Origin of the sequence: Mesorhizobium sp. M5C.F.Ca.IN.020.32.2.1, assembly GCF_004023105.1 — a bacterium.
Lineage (GTDB): Bacteria > Pseudomonadota > Alphaproteobacteria > Rhizobiales > Rhizobiaceae > Mesorhizobium > Mesorhizobium wenxiniae.
The window spans coordinates 1-2,682 of record NZ_RZSX01000852.1; the positions used below are offsets into that span (position 1 = coordinate 1).

The 2,682-nt window shown below is 64.1% G+C and carries 2 protein-coding genes and 1 pseudogene; 1 reads left to right on the forward strand and 2 read right to left on the reverse strand.

Going from position 1 to position 2,682, the window contains the following annotated elements; translation table 11 throughout:
• A pseudogene (locus tag EOA86_RS29860) lies at positions 1 to 141 on the forward strand (saccharopine dehydrogenase family protein); the annotation flags it as partial.
• 58 nt (positions 142 to 199) lie between these two features.
• Here EOA86_RS29860 and lpdA read toward each other — a convergent pair.
• Together lpdA and EOA86_RS29870 are read right to left on the reverse strand one after the other, a co-directional pair.
• Positions 200 to 1,597 carry a dihydrolipoyl dehydrogenase gene (gene lpdA, locus EOA86_RS29865; protein ID WP_128344927.1) on the reverse strand — a complete coding sequence of 466 codons (1,398 nt, stop codon included), beginning with the start codon at positions 1,595 to 1,597 and terminating at the stop codon, positions 200 to 202.
• A 129-nt stretch (positions 1,598 to 1,726) separates the two neighbouring features.
• Positions 1,727 to 2,682: dihydrolipoamide acetyltransferase family protein (locus EOA86_RS29870; protein WP_164892112.1), on the reverse strand; the 956-nt coding region annotated here is incomplete at its 5' end.

The window sequence follows — 2,682 nt, forward strand, 5'->3', positions numbered from 1 at the left end:
GTCCTTGACATGCTGGCCGACGGCACCTTGCCGGCGAAGGGCTTCATCAAGCAGGAAGACATCGCGCTCGACGCCTTCCTAGCCAACCGCTTCGGCCACGCCTATGCGCAGCATGAGATGGTGAGCCGGTTGGCTGGTTGAGGAGCTTCTTTCCTTCTCCCCTTGTGGGAGAAGGGAGAGCGCGCGAGGCCGGCGGGCCCTAAACATGCAGCGCATGCCCGAGCGCCTTCAGCGCCGCTTCCTGAAAACCCTCACCTTGTGTCGGGTGGGCATGGATGGTGCCGGCTATATCCTCCAGCCGCGCGCCCATTTCCAGTGCCAGGCCGAAAGCCGTCGACAGTTCCGACACGCCGTGACCGACCGCCTGGATGCCGAGCACCAGATGGTTGTCCGCGCGGGCAACGATCCGGACAAACCCCTCCTCACCCATCTTCGTCATCGCCCGGCCATTGGCGGCGAAGGGGAACAATCCGACCTTGATGTCGCCGTCGAGCCCCTTTGCCTCCTCCGGCGACAGGCCTGCGGTGACCAGCTCCGGATCGGTGAAGCAGATAGCGGGAATGCAGCGTTTGTCCCAGCCGCGCTTGTGGCCGGCGACGATCTCGGCGACCATTTCGCCTTGCGCCATCGCCCGGTGCGCCAGCATCGGCTCGCCGGTGACGTCGCCAACGGCAAAGATGCCGCGCATCGAGGTGCGGCACTGGTCGTCGATGCGGATGAATTTTCCCGCCATGTCCAGGTCGATCTGCTCCAGCCCCCAGTCTTCGACCACCGGCTTGCGCCCGACAGTGACCAGAATCCTGTCGGCAACGATCTTGCTATTCTTGCCGTCCTTCGTCTCGACCAGCAGCGCATCCCCCTTGGTCGACAACCCCTTGGCCTTGGCGCCCACAAGCACCTCGATACCGAGCTCGGCGAGCCGCTTCACCACCGGCCGAGTCAGTTCGGCATCATATTGCGCCAGTACGCGCGGCAAAGCCTCGACCACGCTCACCTTGGCGCCCATCTTGGCGAAGGCGATGCCGAGCTCCAGCCCGATATAGCCGCCGCCGACGACGGCAAGCCTTTCCGGCACTTCACTCAGCCCCAGCGCTTCGGTCGACGAGATCACCGGTCCACCGAACGGCAGCGACGGCAGCTCGACTGGCGCCGAGCCGGTCGCGATGACCACCGTCTCGGCACGGACCACCTGCATTCCGGTCTCGGTCTGGACTTCGACGGTCTTGCCGTCACGGAATTTCGCCCAGCCGTGCACGGTCTTGACCCCGGCCTTCTTCAGCAGGCCGGCCACGCCGCTATTCAGCCGGCTAACAATACCATCCTTCCAGGCGATGGTCGTTTCGAGATCAATGGATGCTGTTCCAATTGAAATGCCGAGCGGACTCTTGCCGCCCGCCATATGCGAGATTTTCTCGAACTCCTCGGCCGCATGGATCAGCGCCTTGGACGGAATGCAGCCGACATTGAGACAAGTGCCGCCCGGCTTGCCGAACTCGACGATAACCGTGTCGATGCCAAGCTGGCCGGCGCGGATGGCACAGACATAGCCACCGGGGCCAGCACCGATAACGAGCAGCTTGCAGGAGATTTCCTTCATGGGGTTCCTCTCAAGGCGCCGCAGCGGTGCAAAAATTTTCCTGCCGGAGGGACAGCACCCCCCTCTGTCCTGCCAGGACAGAGGGGGGTGGGAAGGATCGCTGCCGCTCTCATTTCTTGCACCACAGCCTCAATCCACAAAAATCAGCGCCGGGGTCTCCAGCAGCGCCTTGATCCGTTGAATAAACACCGCGGCGTCCCAGCCGTCGATCACCCGGTGGTCGAAGCTGGAGGACAGGTTCATCATCTTGCGTGGGATGAACTGGGTGCCGTCCCACACCGGCCGCACCATCATTTTGTTGACGCCGAGGATCGCCACTTCCGGATGATTGATCACCGGCGTCGTCGCGACACCGCCCATGGCGCCGAGCGAGGTGATGGTGATGGTCGAACCCGAGAGCTCGTCGCGCGTCGCCGTGCCTGATTTGGCCGCCTCGGCGAGTCTGTTGAGCTCGGCGGCGCACTCCCAAATGTCGCGCGCCTCGGCGTGTTTGACCACCGGCACCACCAGCCCCGAAGGCGTCTGGGCGGCAATGCCGATATGGACGCCGCCATGCTGGTGGATGATGCCGGCTTCGTCGTCGAACAGCGCGTTGAGGTTGGGCTGGTCGGCGATCGCCCGGACCATCGCCCGCATCAGGAACGGCAGCAGCGTCAGCTTCGGCCTTTCCGCGCCGGTGCGCTTCTCCTTGTTAAGCGCGGCGCGCAAATCCTCGAGTGCGGTAACATCGATCTCCTCGACATAGGTGATGTGCGGAATGCGCGACTTGGCCAGCGTCATCTTCTCGGCAATTTTTCGCCTGAGCCCGACGATTTTGATGTCCTCGATCGTCTCATTGGGGGCGAGGCCGGAGATTTTCGCGAGCTGCGGCCCGCGCGCCAGAAACGCCTCGATGTCCTCATGCTGGATACGGCCGGCCGGGCCGCTTCCTGTGACCTGACGCAGATCGATGCCGGCCTCTTTCGCCCTGAGGCGGATGGCCGGCGACGCCAGCGGCTTTTCGCCTTCGAGGCGTGGCGCGCCGGAGACGGCCGCGAGACCCCCACCGACCGCAGTACCTCCAACCCCTCCCCACAAGGGGGAGG

Excerpts from the sequence above, each read along its gene's own strand:
- lpdA (WP_128344927.1), bottom strand. The coding sequence starts at position 1,597 with ATGAAGGAAATCTCCTGCAAGCTGCTCGTTATCGGTGCTGGCCCCGGT.